The sequence below is a fragment of the Henriciella litoralis genome, assembly GCF_002088935.1.
GTDB classification, from domain to species: Bacteria; Pseudomonadota; Alphaproteobacteria; order Caulobacterales; family Hyphomonadaceae; genus Henriciella; species Henriciella litoralis.
The window spans coordinates 1-1,860 of the sequence record NZ_NCSS01000001.1 but is presented as its reverse complement, the minus strand read 5'-3'; the positions used below and the strand labels follow the sequence as shown (position 1 = coordinate 1,860).

Sequence of the window (1,860 nt, the reverse complement as noted above, 5' to 3'; positions counted from 1 at the left end):
AGGCCAAAGACCAGCCAGCCACATCCGGCCCATCCGGTCTTCCCTTGCTTGCTGAAGGTCTTCAAGATCACGCGTCCCAGCCAGTCTGGTGCGCCGATATCACATTTATTCCGGCCAGCGGGGGATACCTCTATCTCGTGGCCATCATGGGCTGGGCGACGCGCAAGGTGCTGAGCTGGCGGTTGTCGAACACCATGCATGCAGACTTGATGGTGGACGCGCTGAGCGAGGCCATCGAGAAGTATGGCCCGCCGGAGATCATGAATACCGATCAGGGAAGCCAGTTCTCCGGATCAGACTGGATCACCACGCTCACCGAGGCGAAGGTCCGGGTCAGCATGGACCGGGGCCGCTGCATGTGACCTGAGCCCCTTGGCTCCCTCGATCAAAACGAGAGTCCTGCGTGTTGATACCCCGGGTGGTTGGTCTTGGCCAGCGCGCCGGGCGTGGAGCCCTCATCGAGCTCAAGCGCACGGCGCGCTGCGGGCGTCAGCCCGCCCAGTGATGAGTGGGGCCGGTGGTGGTTGTAGTCATGGCGCCAGCGCCCGAGGATCTTGCGGGCATGGGCGAGGCTGTCGAACACTTCCTCATTGAGACATTCATCGCGGAGCTTGCCGTTGAAGCTTTCGACGAAGCCATTCTGTTGCGGCTTGCCCGGCGCGATATAGTGCCAAGCGATGCCGGTTTCGTTCTGCCATTCCAGGATGGCGCGAGAGGTCAGCTCGGTCCCATTGTCTGAGACGATGGTCTCGGGACGCCCATAGAGGCGGATGCAGCGATCCAGCTCCCGTGCCACACGCGCGCCTGACAGGGAGGTATCGGCGACCAACGCCAGGCACTCTCTTGTGTAATCATCGATCACGCACAGCATCCGGAACCGCCGCGCCGGTGCGAAAACATCCGATACAAAATCGAGGCTCCAGCGCACGCCGGGCCCTGTCGGCTCTGGCATCGGCTCGCGGGTTCCGGTGGCACGCTTGCGGCCCCGTCGGCGTTTCACCGCCAGACCTTCCTCTCTGTAAAGCCGCCTGAGTTTCTTGTGGTTCATGGTGATGCCCTCGCGTTCCAGCATCAGGCCGATCCGGCGATAGCCGAACCGCCGGCGATCGCTTTCATCCGCTTGCGAATGTCCAGGTTATCTGGCTCAGGCTTACGCCTGACCGTCTTCGGATCGACGCTGACCAGTCTGCAGGCGCGGCGCTGGGAGATATCATGATCCGACATCGCCTTCAGCGCAGCCTCCCGCTTGAGCTGGGGCGTCGTCAGTTCTTTCCCAACAGATCTTTCAGAACCGCCTTGTCGAGTTCAGCCTCCGCCAGAAGCCGCTTCAGCCGGGCATTCTCCTGCTCTAGCGTCTTGAGCCGCCGAGCATCGGAGACGTCCATGCCGCCAAACTTGGCTTTCCACTTGTAGAAAGTCGCCGAACTCACACCGTGCCGCCGACAAACATCTGCCGTCGACATCCCAAGCTCCTGTTCGGCCAGGATCGCGATGATCTGTTCTTCACTGAATTTGCTCTTGCGCATTGTCTGTCTCCGTAATGACAGACTCTCAATTCAAATGAGGGACCAATCGGGGCTCAGGTCACATGGACAACATCTTCATCGAACGTCTCTGACGGTCGCTCAAATATGAAGCGGTCTACCTTCAGGACATTGCCGACGGCTTCGCTGCCTAGCGCATCATCGACGACTGGATGCACTTCTACGATTGCGAGCGGCCACACTCGGCCCTTGGCAAGGCCACGCCCGATGAGGCATACGGAGAGGAAATCGCATTCAGAAAAGCGGCCTGATTAACTGCAAGGGATATACCTTAGCAAGGCCGGAAGACTGTGCAGTAAAAACAGGACCACCTCAG

At 60.1% G+C, this 1,860-nt stretch carries 2 protein-coding genes and 2 pseudogenes; 2 read left to right on the top strand and 2 right to left on the bottom strand.

What is annotated here, in order from left to right:
- A pseudogene (locus B8783_RS00010) lies at positions 1–359 on the top strand (transposase); the annotation flags it as partial.
- A gap of 26 nt (positions 360–385) precedes the next feature.
- On the opposite strand, the pseudogene B8783_RS00005 reads toward B8783_RS00010, so the two are convergent.
- Both B8783_RS00005 and B8783_RS18415 read right to left on the bottom strand, forming a co-directional pair.
- Positions 386–1,526 (bottom strand): annotated as a pseudogene (locus B8783_RS00005) (IS3 family transposase).
- A gap of 53 nt (positions 1,527–1,579) precedes the next feature.
- Entirely contained in the window at positions 1,580–1,726 is a 147-nt protein-coding gene (locus B8783_RS18415) for a hypothetical protein (RefSeq protein ID WP_169711652.1), read from the bottom strand.
- On the opposite strand from B8783_RS18415, the gene B8783_RS18780 reads away from it, so the two are divergent.
- Entirely contained in the window at positions 1,697–1,795 is a 99-nt protein-coding gene (locus B8783_RS18780; protein ID WP_139792161.1) for a transposase, read from the top strand. The genes B8783_RS18415 and B8783_RS18780 overlap by 30 nt on opposite strands.
- Positions 1,796–1,860: the final 65 nt, after the last annotated feature.

Bases quoted from the DNA above. Each gene is read 5' to 3' on its own strand.
- B8783_RS18780 (WP_139792161.1), top strand. From the start codon at position 1,697: ATGCACTTCTACGATTGCGAGCGGCCACACTCGGCCCTTGGCAAGGCC.